Annotated in this window: 12 protein-coding genes; 5 read left to right on the top strand and 7 right to left on the bottom strand. The window is 39.6% G+C overall.

What is annotated here, in order from left to right; translation table 11 throughout:
• The 5 genes from pyk (at position 1) to ABJD64_RS20515 (ending at position 11,570) form a co-directional block, all read left to right on the top strand.
• On the top strand, positions 1-1,422 hold the full coding sequence (gene pyk, locus ABJD64_RS20535; protein WP_348182392.1) for a pyruvate kinase: 1,422 nt from the start codon (positions 1-3) through the stop codon (positions 1,420-1,422).
• A gap of 82 nt (positions 1,423-1,504) precedes the next feature.
• A complete protein-coding gene (locus tag ABJD64_RS20530; protein ID WP_348182396.1) occupies positions 1,505-3,325 on the top strand; it encodes a hypothetical protein in 1,821 nt (606 codons plus the stop codon).
• Positions 3,309-4,604 carry a glutamate-1-semialdehyde 2,1-aminomutase gene (gene hemL, locus ABJD64_RS20525; protein WP_348182399.1) on the top strand — a complete coding sequence of 432 codons (1,296 nt, stop codon included), beginning with the start codon at positions 3,309-3,311 and terminating at the stop codon, positions 4,602-4,604. The genes ABJD64_RS20530 and hemL overlap by 17 nt, the downstream gene beginning before the upstream one ends.
• A 17-nt stretch (positions 4,605-4,621) precedes the next feature.
• Positions 4,622-7,141 carry a primosomal protein N' gene (gene priA, locus ABJD64_RS20520; RefSeq protein ID WP_348182402.1) on the top strand — a complete coding sequence of 840 codons (2,520 nt, stop codon included), beginning with the start codon at positions 4,622-4,624 and terminating at the stop codon, positions 7,139-7,141.
• Between the two features lie 208 nt (positions 7,142-7,349).
• A complete protein-coding gene (locus tag ABJD64_RS20515) occupies positions 7,350-11,570 on the top strand; it encodes a CHAT domain-containing tetratricopeptide repeat protein (protein ID WP_348182405.1) in 4,221 nt (1,406 codons plus the stop codon).
• Positions 11,571-11,644: 74 nt separating this feature from the next.
• Here the strand turns inward: ABJD64_RS20515 and ABJD64_RS20510 are convergent, their stop codons facing one another.
• From ABJD64_RS20510 to ABJD64_RS20480, 7 genes are all read right to left on the bottom strand, one after another.
• Positions 11,645-12,271: a hypothetical protein gene (locus tag ABJD64_RS20510; RefSeq protein ID WP_348182407.1), complete on the bottom strand. Its 627-nt coding sequence runs from the start codon at positions 12,269-12,271 to the stop codon at positions 11,645-11,647.
• Positions 12,268-12,708 carry a GNAT family N-acetyltransferase gene (locus ABJD64_RS20505; protein ID WP_348182409.1) on the bottom strand — a complete coding sequence of 147 codons (441 nt, stop codon included), beginning with the start codon at positions 12,706-12,708 and terminating at the stop codon, positions 12,268-12,270. The genes ABJD64_RS20510 and ABJD64_RS20505 overlap by 4 nt, the downstream gene beginning before the upstream one ends.
• Positions 12,709-12,731: 23 nt before the next feature.
• Positions 12,732-13,046: a hypothetical protein gene (locus ABJD64_RS20500; RefSeq protein WP_348182410.1), complete on the bottom strand. Its 315-nt coding sequence runs from the start codon at positions 13,044-13,046 to the stop codon at positions 12,732-12,734.
• Between the two features lie 184 nt (positions 13,047-13,230).
• Positions 13,231-14,196, bottom strand: a complete 966-nt coding sequence (locus ABJD64_RS20495; protein ID WP_348182412.1) for a PorP/SprF family type IX secretion system membrane protein — start codon at positions 14,194-14,196, stop codon at positions 13,231-13,233.
• Positions 14,193-15,725, bottom strand: a complete 1,533-nt coding sequence (locus ABJD64_RS20490) for a gliding motility-associated C-terminal domain-containing protein (protein ID WP_348182413.1) — start codon at positions 15,723-15,725, stop codon at positions 14,193-14,195. Before ABJD64_RS20490 ends, ABJD64_RS20495 begins: the two co-directional genes overlap by 4 nt.
• 47 nt (positions 15,726-15,772) lie before the next feature.
• Complete coding sequence (locus ABJD64_RS20485) at positions 15,773-17,440, bottom strand: hypothetical protein (RefSeq protein ID WP_348182415.1); 1,668 nt, start codon at positions 17,438-17,440, stop codon at positions 15,773-15,775.
• Entirely contained in the window at positions 17,412-18,146 is a 735-nt protein-coding gene (locus tag ABJD64_RS20480) for a hypothetical protein (protein ID WP_348182417.1), read from the bottom strand. Before ABJD64_RS20480 ends, ABJD64_RS20485 begins: the two co-directional genes overlap by 29 nt.
• Positions 18,147-18,218 lie beyond the last annotated feature (72 nt).

The following is an 18,218-nucleotide window of genomic DNA, read 5'->3' as shown; positions in this document are numbered from 1 at the left end:
ATGCAATTGAAACGGGCAAAAATCATTGCCACACTGGGTCCGGCAAGTGAGAAAAAAGAAACTATCATACAACTGATTGAGGCTGGCGCAGATGTCTTTCGGCTCAATTTTTCGCATGGTACACATGATGATCATTTACAGCGGATTGAAATGATCAATGAGATCAATGATGAACTTGGAATTAACATTTGTACACTTCAGGATCTCCAAGGTCCAAAAATCAGAATTGGACAAATGAAGGATGGAGAGGCAAAAATTGTTGCAGGCCAACAACTCATCATTAGCACCGAAGATATTGAGGGGACAAGCGAAAAAGTTAGTACCACTTACAAACCTCTGGCCACAGATGTTGTGCCGGGCGATTTGATCCTTGTAGATGATGGCAAATTGGAGCTCAAAGTGATTTCATCTGATGGTAAAGAAGTGATCACCGAAGTGGTGCATGGCGGAATGCTCAAATCAAGGAAAGGTATCAATTTACCGAATACAGCTATTTCAGCTCCATCTCTAACCGAAAAGGATAGAGAAGATTTGGAATTTGGTCTTGAACATGATGTACAATGGGTGGCACTTTCTTTTGTAAGAAATGCCAAAGATATCCATGAACTAAGAGATATAATCAATAGCAAAGACAAACAAACTAAGATCATTGCAAAAATAGAGAAACCAGAGGCAGTAGCTGACATCGACGAAATCATAGAAGCTACAGATGCTATTATGGTAGCTCGCGGAGATCTTGGGGTGGAAGTCTTGATGGAAGATGTGCCTATGATTCAAAAGCGGATCGTTGCAAAATGCAACAAGCTAGGCAAACCTGTCATCATAGCTACTCAAATGCTTGAAAGTATGATTGATAACCCACGACCTACAAGAGCGGAGGCAAACGACGTGGCAAACTCAATTTTAGATGGGGCGGATACTGTGATGCTATCTGCGGAATCAGCATCTGGAAGTTTTCCAGTTGAGTCTGTACAAGCCATGGCCAGGTGCATTTTGTCAATTGAAGAGCGAGCACATGTAGTCTTTAATAAATTTTGGGAAGACAACATGAGCGCAACAGCAAAAAACGACATGCTAGTAAAATCTGCGTGTCAATTGAGTAAGTCAGTGGGCGCCAAGGCGATTATCGGAATGACCAAGTCCGGCTATACCGGATTTAGTATCGCCAAAAACAGACCGGAGGCAGATATTTATATATTTACCAGTGACAGACACCTACTCAAAACAATGAATCTTGTCTGGGGAATCAAAGGGTTTTATTATGATGAACATAAACCGATTGATGAGACATTTGACGATGTACTGGAAGTACTAAAGAGCAAAGGTTTGGTCGAAACCGGTGACGTATATATCAACACCGCTTCCATGCCACTGCATTGGCGGGAACGAACAAACATGATGAAACTGGATGTGGTAAAATAATTTACCACATTCATAGATTCAGATACCCAAATTTTATAGTTTTAAGCCTCATTTATTGATTTCCATTTTCAAATCAAACGGCTTGGTACGATTACTAAAATTTGCACTTCTCTGTTCTCTTTTTTCTCTGATTTTATTCCAGGCAAGTGCGCAGGATGAACAGTCAGTCTATCTAAAAGGTAAACAATATTTTTCCGAAGGTAATTATAGGTTTGCCATGGATTATTTCAGGCGCTTGGCTGGAGAAAATCAAAATCATATATTCAAAGAGTATGCAGCCTACTATTATGGTCTGTCTGCCTATCGGAATAACGATGTCTCTAATGCCAAGGCCATGTGGCTTCAGATGGATGCCAGAAACCTAAATTGGCCGCAGATTAGAGAAGTGCATTATTGGCTTGCAGAAGTTTACTTCAGTGAAGGGGATTATTCCCAAGGCGTATTTTTTGCAAAAAAATCCGGCTTGGATCAGTCCCAGGCCTTGATGAAGGAGAGTCTGTCTCGCCTGGATAGCTTGCCGTTGTTGGAGCATCTTTATGATCAATACCCTAATGATGAAATCATAGCTCGGATTGCCGCAGATAGGATTAATGAACAGCCAATGTCGCAACGCAACTTTCAATTGTTGAATGAGCTAGTTAATCGGTTTGATCTAAATCTGGCCAAGTACGGATTGCCAGAAATTGGTCAAAGCAAAATGAAGCCTACTTATAATGTAGCCGTATTGCTGCCTTTTATGTTCGAAGACTTGAGCTATACCCTGCGCGTAGAGCGCAATAAGTTCGTTATGGAATTATATGCCGGAATTGTAAGAGCCGCAGATACGCTGAATAGCGAAGGTCTTTTTCTTAAATTATTCCCTTATGATACCAAAAGGAGTACCGAAATAACAGAAGGTATTTTGGAGCAGCCAGAAATGAAATCTATGGATTTGATTATTGGACCATTATTTCCAGGCCCATTAACTGCCACTAATGACTTCAGTTTTGAAAATCAGATCAACATGATAAACCCGTTGATATCCAATGCGGATGCTATTCAAAACAATCCATTTTCATTTCTGTTTAAAGCCGATACAAAGACACAGGCGCTTAGAGCAGCCGAATTGGCAATCGATAGCGTGAAAAACAAATATGCCATGATCTTTTACGAGAACAACGAAAGGGACTCGTTAAGTGCCTATACATATAGTCAGCGTATCCAAGAAGCCGGCTTTGAAGTTCTTGTAAATGCAGCGGTGGTTGATACCACAGTAAGGCAAGCTTATGATCTACTTACTGAAAAATATGAAGTAGGATATACCGAAGATCAGGTTGATTCTATTTACGCGATCGATGAAGAGCGATTTATAAAGGAAAGAAAATCGAGTATTACTAAAGACAGTATAGAATATTATGAAGAATTTTTCACGATAGGTCCAGATAGTATTGGTCATATCTATGTAGCTTCATCTAAAGCTTTGTTTGCTTCAAACTTCATCAGTGCTATGTCCATTCGAGCAGATAGTACGAAGTTAATTGGTAGAGGCAATTGGAAAGCCTTCCCTACATTGACACTGGAGGAAATGGAAAGACTTGGTATCTATTTCATAGACCCCGAATATGTAGACTATGATTCTGAAGGATATATTGATTTCAGAAATTTTTACTTGAAAAACTACAAGTCAGTGCCGTCTTTTAATTCAATAATTGGTTATGAAATGATGTATTACGTCGGAACCATGCTTAAGAAATATGGACATTACTTTCAGAAAGGAAATCCAGACGTAGGATTTGTAAAAGGGCAATTACTACAGGGTACAAAGTTTAATTTTAGAAACAGTAATCAATACGTACCAATTACAATTTTATCTAATTCAAGACAAACAGTAATTAACCCCAAGAAGAATGGACAAAACCAATAGCCTAAGAAGTTTTAAGTTAGCAAAAGGCCACATTCCTGGTGGGGTTAACTCTCCTGTTCGAGCGTTTAAGGCCGTCGGAGGGGAACCTATTTTCATGAAGTCCGCAAAAGGGGCCTATATGCACGATGTAGATGGAAACAAATACATTGACCTGATTAATTCATGGGGACCTATGATATTAGGGCATGGAAAGATTCAAATTGAAAGAGCTGTTATTGATGCAGTGAAAAAATCCTTATCATTCGGCACACCCACTACCGCTGAGATAGAAATGGCAGATTTGATTTGTCAAATGATGCCAAACATAGAAAAAGTAAGAATGGTAAATTCAGGTACTGAGGCCACTATGTCTGCAATCCGGTTGGCAAGAGGGTTTACCAAGCGAGATAAAATCATAAAGTTTGAAGGCTGCTATCATGGTCATGGAGATTCCTTTTTAATTGCGGCAGGCAGTGGTGCTGCGACTATGGGTGAACCTGACAGTCCTGGAGTAACCAAAGGTACTGCGCAAGATACAATCACGGTGCCCTTCAATGATTTGGAAAAAGTGCAGGAAGTGATAATGGAACACCCTGATCAAATTGCAGCGATTATTTTGGAGCCTATCGGCGGAAACATGGGCTGTGTGCCTCCAGTCAAAGGATACCTGGAAGGATTAAGGTCTGTTTGTGATGAGAATGATATTGTCTTGATTTTTGATGAGGTGATGACTGGCTTTAGAATATCAAAGGCAGGAGCACAGCAGTATTACGGAGTTAAACCGGACCTAACAACATTAGGAAAAATTATAGGAGGAGGCATGCCAGTTGGTGCATATGGCGGTCGTGCAGACCTGATGAATATGGTATCTCCAAGCGGCCCTGTCTATCAGGCAGGAACGCTTTCAGGCAACCCTGTGGCAATGGCGGCAGGCCTGGCCATGTTAAGGTATCTGAATGAAAATACGGAGATTTATACAAGGTTGGAGACCATGACAGAGTATATCGTTCAGGGGATCAAGCTGAATGTGTTGAAGCTAGGTTTGAAATATACAGTGAATTCTGTAGGTTCTATGTTTAGTTTGTTTTTTACTGACGAGAAGGTAATCGATTTTGAAGGTGCTAAGAAAGCTGATTTGAACATGTTTGGTAAATATTTCAATGCTATGCTTGAAAAAGGAATTTATCTGGCTCCCTCTCAGTTTGAGACACTATTTGTGTCATCGGCTATAGACGAGATTGAAGCTGATTTGATTATTCAGGCTAATTATGACTCCTTGAAGGAGATTCACAAACGATGATTTCAAGCAACATTTAATTGTCTCAACTTGAATTAAATAGTGATCTGGATGAAAATTTCGAAGAAAGAATTACCTATTTCGCCGATGTAATTCTTCCGATTCCACTGCCTGGTACCTACACCTACCGAATTCCCCAAAATCTTGAAGCACACGTTGGGTTAGGTCGTCGTGTGGTAGTCCAATTTGGAAAAAAAAAGATCCTTACCGGTATCGTAAAGCGGGTGCATCAAAATGTGCCAAAAGTTTATGAGGCAAAGTACATCTTGGATAGTCTTGATCATGCTCCGGTAATCAATAGCTACCAGCTGGAGTTCTTCACCTGGTTGGCGCAATACTATATGTGCACAGTCGGAGAGGTTCTCAATGCTGCTATGCCAAGTGGCCTGAAGCTAACAAGTGAGTCATTGATCCAGCTTAATCCTGAGGCATTAGATAACAAGGAAGAATATTCTGAAAAGGAGCTTGTTATATTAGATGCACTAAAGAGTAGCGACAAATTGAGTTTCGACCAGGTTTCAGACCTTTTGGGAATTAAAATGATTCATCCTGTCCTGAAATCTCTCTTACAAAAAGAAAGTATCCTACTTTTTGAGCAAATAAAAGATAAATTCAAGCCTAAAACCGTTAAGACCATACAGCTTGCCGATCAGTTTCTGGAGGATGACCAGGCCATGCAGTTGCTTTTCGAACAATTAGAAAAGAAGCCAAAACAACAGGCTATTTTACTCAAATATTTGAGTCTCACGAGAATAGACGAAGGTGAAAAGAGGGACAATGTGATACTTAAATCAGAACTAACAGCTAGTGATTTGTCAGTTTCCTCATTGAAGACTTTAGTCAAAAATCAAATTTTTAAGGAAAACGAAAAGATCATTTCCCGGCTTGACGATGTTGATGTCGATTTGCAGGAAGATCCCAGGCTGTCGCCAGAGCAAGTGGAATCGATGGAAGGTATACTTTCTGCGTTTGAGCAAAAAAAACCGGTGCTTTTGCATGGAGTAACGGGCAGCGGTAAGACAGAAATTTATATCGACTTAATTCGACAAGTCCTTGATAATGAAGGACAAATCTTGTATCTGCTACCTGAAATTGCATTAACTACCCAGATAGTCTCACGCTTACACAAAGTATTTGGTAGCGAATTGGGCGTTTACCATTCCAAATATTCGGACAATGAGCGCGTGGAAATTTGGAATGGTGTGAATAATGGTAAAATCAATCTTGTTGCCGGGGTTCGCTCTTCTGTTTTTTTGCCTTTTGACAATCTCAGTCTAATCATCGTGGATGAGGAGCATGAGTCCTCGTTCAAGCAATATGAACCAGCCCCTCGATATCATGCCCGAGACGCAGCCATATGGCTTGCCAATTTGCATCAGGCGAATGTTCTAATGGGGACAGCTACACCTTCTGTTGAGAGCTACCAGAATGCGTTAGATGAAAAATACCAACTGGTAGAATTGCCCCAGCGCTTTGGAGAAGGCAAGCTACCAGAATTCGAACTGGCAAACATCCTGACCTCGAGGAAGAGCAAACGAATGAAGGGAGACTTTACACCCGAATTGCTCGACGGGATCAAAAATGCGCTCGAAAAAAAAGAACAGGTGATTCTTTTTCAAAACAGAAGAGGTTATTCACCATATTTAATATGCCATGATTGCAATCATGTGCCCAGATGTCAAAGTTGTGACGTAAGCCTGACGTATCATATGGGCAATAATGTTCTGATCTGCCATTATTGTGGTCACAAAGAGTCTGTGCCAGCCATTTGCGAGGCCTGCGGCTCTACAGCCATACGCACCGTCGGTTTTGGAACCGAAAAGCTAGAAGAAGATTTGAAAATTCTGTTTCCTGAGGCCCATGTTCAGCGAATGGATCAGGATACTACACGTAGTAAATATAGTTACCAGCACATCATTGATCGTTTTGAAAGGGGTGAGACAGATATTTTGGTTGGAACTCAGATGCTAAGTAAAGGTCTGGATTTTGACAATGTATCCCTCGTTGGAGTTTTCGATTATGACCGCATTGTTCACTTTCCTGATTTCAGATCTCATGAACGAGCCTTTCAATTAATCACTCAGGTAAGTGGAAGAGCCGGAAGAAAGGACGATCAGGGCAAAGTGATTTTGCAAACAGGAGAGCCCGACGAACCTTTATTATACAAAATAAAAACAGGAGATTATAAATCCTTCTTTCAATCGGAAATTCTCGAAAGGCAGAATTTTCAATACCCTCCATTTTACAGATTGATCAAAGTGATTCTTAAGCACAAAGAGAAAAACATCTTACAGCAAGCCTCTAAGCAGTACGCCTCTCGCCTAATTGGTGAACTTGGACGGCAGAGGGTACTAGGCCCTCAGCAGCCAGTTATTTCAAGAATAAGAAATCTGTACATCGAGGAAATTTACATAAAGGTCGAAAAGAAAAAGATTAATATCTCAAAAGTTAAAGAGTTGGTTTACAGACTGGGCCTGGAAGTCAAACAGCTTAAAGACTATAAGACGCTTCGTTTGTATTTTGATGTCGACCCAGTCTAATCAAAATAGTTCAGCCATGGCACTCAAACGGCAATTGGACTAGTTTAGCGGGCATTTGATCGAATAAGACACTATTAGTGGACATTTCATATTTTTTAGTCCAATCGGTTGATCAAAAATTATTTAATTTTATAGAAAGAACTGGATTATATGATGATCGTGGTATTTACGTATTTACGTTGATCTGACAAGAATAAACTAATCGAACATGAAACGAGCAAACAACTTCTCTTTACTCATACTGCTGTTTTTCCTTATTGGCCAAGAATCCTTTGGACAAACCAAATACGATAAGAAATTAGAAAAAGCAGCTGATCTGTATGAATTAGGAAACTATCCTGATGCTAGAAAGGAAATTGAAAAAATCAAAAAGCAAACTACTAAGAAAATAGGAGGCGTAAACGAATTTCTTCCCATCGCAAGGATCAAAGAGGCAAAGTATGATGTTGCGCTGGGTATTTTAGGTGGTATTCATCAATCTGTGGATGAGGGACTTGAAATGAGTGAGGTGGTCAACGGAGCTGATTCTGAAGTCCATGCTTTATTACTCAAAGAATCGACAGAAGTCATGAACCTCTATGGAGACTTCGTAAAGGCTGATGAGTATTTACAAAAAGCCAAGCCCATATTAGAAGAAGCAGGAATGGATGAAAACCTCGCCGCTTCTTTAGATGTTTTGGATGCTCAGATTAAAGTGGGAAGGGGCTATTATAGCGATGCTATCGAACTCATTGATGGCAAAATGGAATTTTATGAGCTTAGAGCAATATTGGATGATGGTGCGAAAAAGAATGTAGCGAGAGAAAGAAAAAGAGAATTCGCTCGGATGATGATGTTTAAGGGTGATGCTTATCGCAAAATGGGTAACTACCTAAGAGCTGATTCGGCATTCGTATATGCAGATCGATGGATTCAAAAAAACTTAGGAAAGGCAGATATACTCTACAGTGAGAATCAGTTTTTAAATACATTGCTTCTGGAAGAAAATGGTTTGGAGATTGAAGGAGTTGTTGATTTATATGAAAAGGCTTATGTAAACACGGTTCGAAAGTATTTACCTTCTCATTATGTGACGATTAGAATTCGCGAAAGGTTGATCAAGAGCTATATTAAAAATGAAAACAGAGCCAAGCTCAACAATCATATTACAGAATTCAAAAAAGTCATCAAGCAATATTACGACAAGAACAGTTTGAATAGCGTCATGCTCGAAACCATTGATTATGACGTGCTTTTAGGAGGGAAGGACGTTGGCCTGGAAGATGAAGTGGCAAAAATATTAGGAGCTGAGTCTGTTATTCCAAAAAACCATCCCAAGCGCATCGAAATGCTTGAATTTGCCAATAGCGTGGCAGTGATCAACGGTCGTCATGACAACTCCTATCAATACCTTACAGAAATTCTGAATATTAAGAAGAATCTATATGGTGAGGAGTCACCAGCTTATAACTTGACTAAAGTAAAACTGGCCAATTATTATGTGGATTATACTGAGAAGTTTGATGAAGCACTAGAAATTTATAATACGAGCTGGGACAATATTGTAAAAAAAGAGATTCACGAAGGTCATCTGGATTATGTTGACATATTGGATCATCAAGCTGTATTCTACGAGGAAAACGATCAATATGAAAAGGCCTCAAAAATATTGGATGTTGCGCTTGAAGCTTCCAGGAGAAAATATGATAACGAAGATGTCGAGTATGCTATTGAACTCGACAAGATTGCCAACCTACAGTTCAAAATTGGTAAGTATTCCGAAGCAGAGGATAACATTAATGAAGCCATTAGGATTTTGAAAGACGCTGATAAAGAGCTGGCCCGAGGCTATTACGCCCAGTCATTGATTACCCAGGCCACGCTTTATGCGATTAAAGGGGAATACGATGAAGCTGAAGACAACATCACTAAATCTGAAAAACTTCAAAAAGAAGGCGTAAGAACAGTTGAAACATCAGGAATAGAGATAGAAGATGAGTTGGCCGAGGTATACGTGGATATTGGAAGGTATCGTGATGCGGAAAAACTAATAGAAGAAGATCTGAGGAAAAAGGAAAGAAGGTTTGGTCCAACAAGTCGCCACCTGAGTGACCCTCTGATTTTGAGGGCTCGATTAAAAATGATTCTTGGCGATTATACACTGGCCGAACAAATTGCCAACCGAGCTTATACCATTACCTACGATATTTTTGGAGAAGAATCTTCTAAGATTACCCCGAGTATGGTGACAATTGCACGAATAAACACCACTATTGGTGACTACGACGCTGCAGAAACCCAACTCGAACGAGTGATTGAAATTCGTGAGAAACAATTCGGTAGAGATCATATCGATGTAGCCAGGGCGGTTTCAGACCTGGCACTGGTGAGGTTTTACAACAATGCACCGACTCAAGAGGTCGAAGACCTGTTTTTGCGTGCAGAGCGGGTTATTGGTAAAAAATTAGGAGGGTCTAATCCTCACTATGCCGAAGTGCTGAAAAACCTGGCTATTGTGTATGTGGCAGAACGCAGATTCGATGAGGCATTTGTCTACCTGGAAGATGCTGCTAACATTTGGGATAAGAGAATAGGACGAAGAAACAATGTAAATGCTGCTACTATCAATATCCTGCGCGGTGATATTTTTTATAGCCAACGTCAATATGGAGAGGCAGAGACCTATTATGTAAAAGCCAGAAGACTGTACGAAGATTTCTTTAGTAAGACCCACCCTGAGTACGTGAAAGTACTTTCAAAGCTCAGCAAGACTTATTTCATGCAAGGAGATATTAGGAAATCACAAGAGTCCATCGAAGAGGTGTTGGCCAACTATGCCGTTTTTATCAAGGATTATTTCCCATCTCTTTCCGAAAGGGAGAAAGCCAAGTTTTGGAATACAATCAAACAAGACTACGAATTTTACAATACCATAGTGATCAACTACAATAGGAAAAATTCTGATTTGGTTGGGACACTCTACAACAACGCCCTTTTGACTAAGGCACTTTTATTAAGTTCATCGATAAAAATTAGACAGCGTATATTGTCCTCAGGAGATGAAACATTAATTGCCACTTACCGAGAATGGGAAGCAAAGAAAGAAACCCTTACACAGGTACTATCAATGAGTTCCGATCAGCTTGCTCAGGCTGGCATAGACGGAAATGTGCTACAAGTGGAAGTTGAAGATCTAGAGAAGCAATTGAGCCAGCAATCTGAGGATTTCAGTTCTGGTTTTGAATCTAAAGTAGTGACATGGGAAGATGTTCAGCAGTCGCTTAATCCCAATGAGGTGGCGCTGGAGATGGTAAGGTTCAGAGTATTTGATCACGGGTTTTCTAAAGATTCGATCATGTATGCGGTAATGTATGTGAAGAATGAAAAGAAAAGTACTCCTGGCCTGATTCTTTTAAAGAACGGGAAGGACATGGAATCCAAATACCTGAAACGGTATAGAAATAGTATCAAGTTCCGAATTGATGACGAACAGTCATATGATAATTTCTGGCGACCTATTCAGGATGTTGTAGGCAATCCCGGACGCATCTACGTGTCAGCTGATGGGGTGTACAATCAGCTCAATCTGGAAGCCATCAAGCTAGAAGACGGGAGCTATGTACTTGATAGGTCGAATATCATTCTCGTCAGTAATACCAAAGATTTGTACTACGATCAAATTACTACCAATGTTGTCCAAGAAGCTAATACCGCTGAAATGTTCGGTAATCCCACCTATTACGTATCCTCTAAGCCAGGTAATTGGACTGGAAGGGCAACCATGAGAGGTGGTAACCCAGATGTCATTGGGCAATTGCCGGGTACAGAGAAAGAAGTGACAGAGCTTAAAGATTTGTTAAGACAAGATGGATGGGTGACCACCGATCATAAAGAAAAACTTGCGACTGAAGCGGCAATTAAGGCCATGGATAATCCGAAAATTTTCCACATTGCAACGCATGGTTTTTTTCAGCCTGATGCGGATTTGAGCGCGGAGGATATCGCTATGAATGAAAACCTAGCCGCCCAGAACCCATTGTTAAAAACGGGACTGTTGATGAGTGGAGCGGGGGATATTCTGAACGAAACCACTTCGAATTTTAACCTGGATGACGGCATTCTTACCGCCTATGAGGCTATGAATTTGAACCTGGACAAAACCGATTTGGTGGTACTTTCGGCTTGCGAAACAGGTTTAGGCGAGATCCAAGCAGGAGAAGGAGTTTATGGACTGCAAAGAGCGTTTTTAGTAGCCGGAGCGCGTACAATTATCATGAGTTTGTTTAAGGTATCTGATGAAGCTACGCAGAAGCTTATGGTTAAATTTTATTCCAAATGGCTACAAACAGGTGATAAAAGAGCCTCTTTCATACAAGCCAAACAAGAAATCCGAGATGAGTACAAAGACCCTATCTTCTGGGGACCATTTATTATGATTGGATTAGACTAAATCAAAGCAAAAGCTATTTACCGGACATCACGACTTAAATTTCTGATGTCCGGGTATCTTTTTGCCCCCTGCTTTTAACTCTTTCTTTTGGCTGAAATCTTGCTGATGGGTTTCCATTCTTCAACTTCCGTCAAAATTTCATACTTCCACTCAAATGAGTCCTTATGGATATCAAAAAAAGTAACTAACCATTTCCCAGAACCATCGTGCATTTGTATCTGATCCGCTTTGTAGATCAATTGAAATTTAGGGGAGATTCTCTTAGCTCTTGAGTTCATCACAGAGGCTTCCCAATGTTTGGTATTTGGATTGAAAATGAAAATTCCTGCCACAAAATACTCTCTGGTTGTGGGGTTGGGAGAGGTGTCCTCCTGCCACCAGTTATTCAGCAAGGCATGACCTCCTAGAATATATTCCCATTTCCAGGTCGCTCTGTTTGAATACCAAACGGAGCTATCGGCATCTATCGATTTCAGGTCCAGCGAGATGCAGTCCCATTCCCCAATCAATTGTCCCAATTGAATCGTCTCTTTAGGAGCGCTGGGATTTAACTCTCCGAATTCTGACCATGTAGCTGTTTGATTTATTTGACTGTCTCCAGGTGACTTATTCGAAACGGTATACTTGCATCCGGCAACAAGCAAAAAATATCCGAATATGACAGCATAGTATAAAATCACGTACTTCGTTTTCTGTTTCATTGTTGTTGAACTAAGTTATCATTTTGAACGGGTTCGAGATGATCTATATCATCAAGTAAATAGCAATGTTCAAATTGAGACATTCCTATTTTCTGATAGTAGGAAATCGCATTAGGAGCTGCCAATAAGATCAATTTGGCCTCAGGAGCCGCCAGTTTTGTGAGCCGAATGAGTTCTTTTCCAATGCCTCTTTTCTGGAAGTCTAAATCTACGGCCAGATCGGAAAGGTATGTGCAGAAAGAAAAGTCCGTCATTGCACGCGATACACCAACTAATTTCCCATGGTATCTGGCCGTAGCGATCAGATTTGCATGTTTTACCATTTTCTTTAAACCTTCCTGATCATTAATCGGCCTTCGCTCTCCCAGAGTTGAGTTGATCAATACTTCTTTGAATTCAGCTGCGCTTAAATCATTTTCAATTTTGTAGGTTATCATATTTGCTTACTTTCATTTCTTAATCAAGGAATTTTTGAAGAATAGACTTCTATTTTGAGATGGTCGGGATCATGGACATTTATGCCATCTGGGTTCATCCTACCTTTGAATTGTTCGAGTTCCTTATCCGTAAAATCAAATCCAATATGTTCTACACCATATGGATAGTTCAAACTGGAATAAATTGAAAAATGGATTGGTGGATTGTTGAGGGCCCAGTCTATTTGATTTTCTAAGGCCTTGGTAGGAGTGATTCCGAAAAAGGAAGTGTAAAATTCTCTTGATCTCTCAAGTGAAGTTACATTTACTGCGATATGGATTCTTGAGGTTCGGCTCATTCTCATAAACTTTGTATGAATAAAGATATTTACTAAATGGACCATTGTATGGATCCATTTAGTAAATATTTACTGGTCCATTTTTTTTAATTCAAATAAGGCTGAAGCAAAGTTGGTAGTTCAGAATTTTTGATGACCTTGGATGACTATTGGATAGTTTCTATAAAACACTTTATAGTTCTTGTTACCACATTTCCTGAGGACAAAGAACCTGATGTATATTATTTAGCCGAATCTGTACTGCCATTTCATAGGTAGATTGATTGGAATCTGTATGGTCTTTAAAGCGAATGTTATGAAGGATTGAAAATCCCATTTGAGGGTTTAGGTTAAATCCTGTGAAATAGGAAAAAGCCTTGTTGGTTCTATAATTCGCTCCAAACCAAAGCCAAGATTGCCATTGAGCTTTAATACCAAAATCAAAATTGATGAATCCAGCAGAATTTCGAAATATCACAAATGGGTTAAATGTCCAGACTTGAAAGGCATCTCTGAATCGCATTCCAGAAATGAGATAATAGTTTCGACGGTTGTAAATTTTGCCAGGGTTTTTAATATACGAACCTCCCAAATAAAATGATTTACTATACAACAAGATACCTAGATTCAGAAGAGGGGAATATCCATTGGAGAAACCTGTGACTAACTGATCATCTGACAGAGAGGTAATTACCTTATTTTGATTTAGTTGATGTCCTATTGTACCTACAGAAATTCCAGTAGTCAACATCCAACGTGAAGATAGTGGTAAATGATAGGCATAGGATGCCTTGAGTTCTATACTTTCGAAAGGTCCAATGCTTTCTGATCGGAAGGTTAAGCCAGCTCCATGATGACTTTTGTATCTGAAATTAGAAAGAGAGTAGTATGAACCTCTTTCCTCGGATTCATGAGTGAACCCCATTTTCTTACCATTTTTGCTACCAAAAGGGCTGTGTATAGTCAGGTATGCATTGGCAGGAGCACCATCGAGGTGAGTCCATTGCCTTCTATATCCGGCTTGTATGTCGATGTATTTTTCTATCCCGGTTATGGCGGGGTTGATCAAGAAGTTGTTGATGTAGTAATGTTCGATCAAGCTTGTTTGTGACCATCCAAAATTCGTTGTCAACTGTAGAAGCAGTCCTAATATGATGGATTGAGCTTTCATCTGAGGATGGTTAATGAGCCCTGATGAATGAGTTTTCCATGGTCAGTTATGAAGTAGAAATAAACACCATTGGACAACATTTCATTGGATGTTGTTCCTTGCCAGTTATTGCTGTAGTCGATCAGCTGATGAACAAAATTACCTTGTCTATCATATATTCGAATTCTATTTGCTTCGTAAAGCTGGATATTTTCTATGACCCAATAATCGTTGATACCATCCCCGTTTGGTGTAATGGTATTGGGTACGAATAAATCGAATACTTCTGATCGGTCATCTAAATCCAAGGGCTCAGAAAATTTGAGGCTCACTGAATCATTGCTGGTGCAACCATTCCCATCTGTAACCTGTACCCAGTATTGGCCCTCTTTATGAGTATCATACGTAGAAAATTTTGAGCCGTCCTGCCATTCATAGAAGACGAATGCTGAAGTGGCATCTAGAGTTGCTGTTTCTCCTGAATTGATCTCTAAATCTGGGCCAAGATCAATTATTGGAAAAGGGTTAATTGTAATATTGAATACTGTCGACGTTGGTACATCTCGAAAATAGCGAGTAACGGTAATATCATAATTTCCTGCATTAGAAAAAATATGACTGGCATCAATTTCGGTCGAAGTGTTATTGTTGCCACTCGCAGGGTCACCGAAATTCCAAATTAGACTGTCAAATGAGGAAGTACTATTCATGATGTCAAATTGAGTTTCTTCGTTTTGACATGTATTCAGAATATTGTACTGCAGATCATTTAGTTGCTTACAAAAAGCATCCCATCGGTTTGAGATTTCTTCATCCGACCACTCGTAACTAGCAATGACCATATTTTTTACCCATCCAGGGGAAGCTTCTTCATTGTAAACTTCGTCTGGCATATCACGAAAAAAATACAACACATCAGTTGGGGAGGTCGGTGCATACACACTGTTAGAATCCAAGTAAGGAGCTCCAAAAGGTGTACCATTTATAAATACTCTTGTTGTACCGGAGCAATTTCTTACGAGAGTCAATTGATATAGGTCAGTGGTGTTAAAAAAAAGTGGTGTTCCAACTCGCACAGATGTACCACCATCATCCGCAAGTTGCCAAAAATTCAATGTAGCTTGCCCTTGGGTTGCTCTGTCAATGATCAAATAGAGCCCTCTGTCTTGGCGATCATTTCTAAATTCAAGTAGCTGAACCCAATCGTAGTTAAGTATGCTTGCGTTTCGAATGTTTAGTTCGTTTATTCTAAATGTAAACTGAATAGAATAGGCACAATCAATGAAACCGTTATTACTGAATGATAGACCGGCCATATCTTCAAAAAAATAAGCAGAAGTAGTGCTTGTTGAATTGCATGTACTTGGTGCTACATTCAATAAACCAAAGGCCCCTGTGCCTCCCGAATCATTAGGCTCTACTTTAAGGCTTATGGTTTCGTCCTCAACAGCCCTAAGACCATCAATTAGAGGAAACTGATACACTTCTTGACCCAAGGCTCTGCAGTTCATGATAAGTAATAAAAACAATTGTGCATATGTAAACTTCATACGAGACAGTTTAATGCCTAAGCTTAGCTTGAATCTGGATCACAGGATTATTGGATTGTTGAACAACGTGTTCCAAACCCTGGGATTTCTGCACACACTTTCATGCTTCCCTTTTTCCAATCAAGCTCTATTTCTATGCTCACAGTAACACAAGAGTCATTTACTCTTAAATCCATATATCCTGAACCAGATGCCTTTTCATCATTTATCTCACTTACTTTTATGTCCATATATCTAGATCCGAAGGCCATATCTAGACTTTCGGAAGTGAATTCATCATTTGTCATGGGATCAAAACAACCTGAACCGCTGGCTTTTATCTTCACACCTTGGTTCGAAACCGTAAATTCTAGCGCCAGTTTTAGTTCTGCTACCTTTAAATCGACCGATGCTTCTGCTGCTCCGGTAAGTGTAAATTGTCCGTCATAGCCAAAGATGCCCTCAAGCATAACAAAACCTACTCCCGGCATAGACATTTTTCCAGCCGCATAAATATCCTGGGCAGATATAGCTAGCGTAGCTTCAGACAATTCTTGTGTACCAACCTGAGGAATTTCAATATAAGTTATGGTATGGAAGTAGAGCTTAGTGTTTTCCAGGTCGTCTCCGATATAGAAGTAACTCTCCATGATCGTTTCCTGAAATGCCAGAATATCGGATAGTGTTTCACCCCCGTTTTCACTAATTATTTGTGTAATAACTTCTGAACTTCTGGTCTCACCAGCCACTTGCATATAATTATTGCCTTCTTCAAGGTTTAATATGAGAGTTGCCTTACCAATTTCAATAGGTTCAGAGGGCAGGAAATTCATCAAGTCATTATTAATGAAAACTTTACCGTTGACTCCCATGCTGTAGGAGGCATTTTCAAACCCGTCCTCGAAAAATTCTTTAAACCCATTATCATTAAGAACAAAACCTATAATTGCCTCGCCGTAGATTTCTATGGAGTATTTCTTTATTGGAATAAGTCCTGTGAGATAAATATTGCCATGCATGGTATCCATCGGACGGACGATTTGCGATGTCAATTCTGGGCTATATTCATATGGTTTGAATTCTAGCAGGCCATTGGCTGATAACCCAATACCTAAATCTTTGATTTCTATATTTTCCGAAAACTTTGCATCCCCTTGAAAGAATATGGATGGATCATTGGCATCAAGGTAAAGACGTTCGAATGTAAAGGTGGAGCCCCCAATGGAGAGCAGTTTTTTGGCCGCAAAATTGTCTTCAACATTAATGTCAAAATAATATCTATTATCTTGTAGTGGAGCACTCTCATTTAGTGTTTTGATATCGGCTCCGGTAGCATAGGAATAATAGGACCCTGGATCTATAGCCAATTGTAGTTCTTCCAATACTCCGATTTTGGGAATACTTCCTAAACCATAACCATCAAATGAGGTAAAGGTGTCTCCCTCTTTTTCGGAAAGTACAAAATCACCACTAGAGATTGGTACTAATTCGCCCATATCATTGTAGGTAAAAACTGAACCCTTGATTTGAACCTCATTTTCTGTTTCTTCAACCCGGTTTGCGTTGGCATAGACTGTTCCTATTCCTTCTAGTTCATAGGAGGCTGCCATGGAGGAATCCAATGTCTCTTCTTCAAATATGTTAATTGGATCTACTTCTTGCTTTGAGCAAGAGATTAGCAAGAGAGAGAATATAGATATTACTATTCTATTGATAGGTTGAGCAAAGTTTTTCATTTCTTTTTTTTTCTATTTGTTTCTTAAGACGATATCCAATTGCTACCTGAATTTGATTAGAGCCTGTCATGAAATCTGTTTTTTCAAAGCCACCTGCAAAAAATCTCGTTTTGGATATGATATTCAACCACTGTATCCTATATACCAGATGGTTCTGAACATATTGAATTCCAATACCAAAACATGGTCCGAAGACTTGATCTGTTTCTTTTTTGTTTTCGTAGGTAATGACTTGTGAATTGTCTACATCAATCAGTGAAGTATTTGCCCAGTTTGACCCCAATAGACCAAATACCTCTAAGAAGGATTTTTTGTGACTTATCGAAAGAAAATAGGGCTTTAGCAGTGCTGTTATGTATTTGGGACAATAGCTGTAATTATTAATTGCATGAGATTCATTAAAACTATACGAGAGATTAAGCGCTAACCTTTTTTTTATCTTACCTAGCTCGAGGTAGCCCAATATTGGCATTCTATTTCTACTGGCTCTTGCAATTTTTGTATTGGTGAATGGACTCATTCCGATGCCAGCCTCGAGGTATGGCTGTTGTAAATAGAATAAGGATTTCTGAGCTCTGAGCTCAGAAAATGAATTTAAAAATAATAGAAATAGGAGCAGACCGGCTGTTATATACTTAAGTTGAAAAATCATTGGGATTATCGGGCTCCTTTCAAGTATATGGCTTGCAATTTTTCTTTTCGACATGTAACATGGATGTTTTACACCTGCTTCAAGAGTTTTTATATGATAAGCGAATTAATTACTCCAACGTACAAA

It is taken from the genome of Reichenbachiella sp., assembly GCF_039944555.1.
GTDB lineage: Bacteria > Bacteroidota > Bacteroidia > Cytophagales > Cyclobacteriaceae > Reichenbachiella.
The sequence above is the reverse complement of the archived record's forward strand: the minus strand, read 5'-3'. Positions and strand labels throughout refer to the sequence as shown.

Excerpts from the sequence above, each read along its gene's own strand:
- ABJD64_RS20510 (WP_348182407.1), bottom strand. The coding sequence starts at position 12,271 with ATGAAACAGAAAACGAAGTACGTGATTTTATACTATGCTGTCATATTC.
- hemL (WP_348182399.1), top strand. The coding sequence starts at position 3,309 with ATGGACAAAACCAATAGCCTAAGAAGTTTTAAGTTAGCAAAAGGCCAC.
- ABJD64_RS20490 (WP_348182413.1), bottom strand. The coding sequence starts at position 15,725 with ATGAAGTTTACATATGCACAATTGTTTTTATTACTTATCATGAACTGC.
- pyk (WP_348182392.1), top strand. The coding sequence starts at position 1 with ATGCAATTGAAACGGGCAAAAATCATTGCCACACTGGGTCCGGCAAGT.
- ABJD64_RS20480 (WP_348182417.1), bottom strand. The coding sequence starts at position 18,146 with ATGTCGAAAAGAAAAATTGCAAGCCATATACTTGAAAGGAGCCCGATA.
- ABJD64_RS20485 (WP_348182415.1), bottom strand. The coding sequence starts at position 17,440 with ATGAAAAACTTTGCTCAACCTATCAATAGAATAGTAATATCTATATTC.
- ABJD64_RS20505 (WP_348182409.1), bottom strand. The coding sequence starts at position 12,708 with ATGATAACCTACAAAATTGAAAATGATTTAAGCGCAGCTGAATTCAAA.
- ABJD64_RS20500 (WP_348182410.1), bottom strand. The coding sequence starts at position 13,046 with ATGAGCCGAACCTCAAGAATCCATATCGCAGTAAATGTAACTTCACTT.
- ABJD64_RS20495 (WP_348182412.1), bottom strand. The coding sequence starts at position 14,196 with ATGAAAGCTCAATCCATCATATTAGGACTGCTTCTACAGTTGACAACG.
- ABJD64_RS20515 (WP_348182405.1), top strand. The coding sequence starts at position 7,350 with ATGAAACGAGCAAACAACTTCTCTTTACTCATACTGCTGTTTTTCCTT.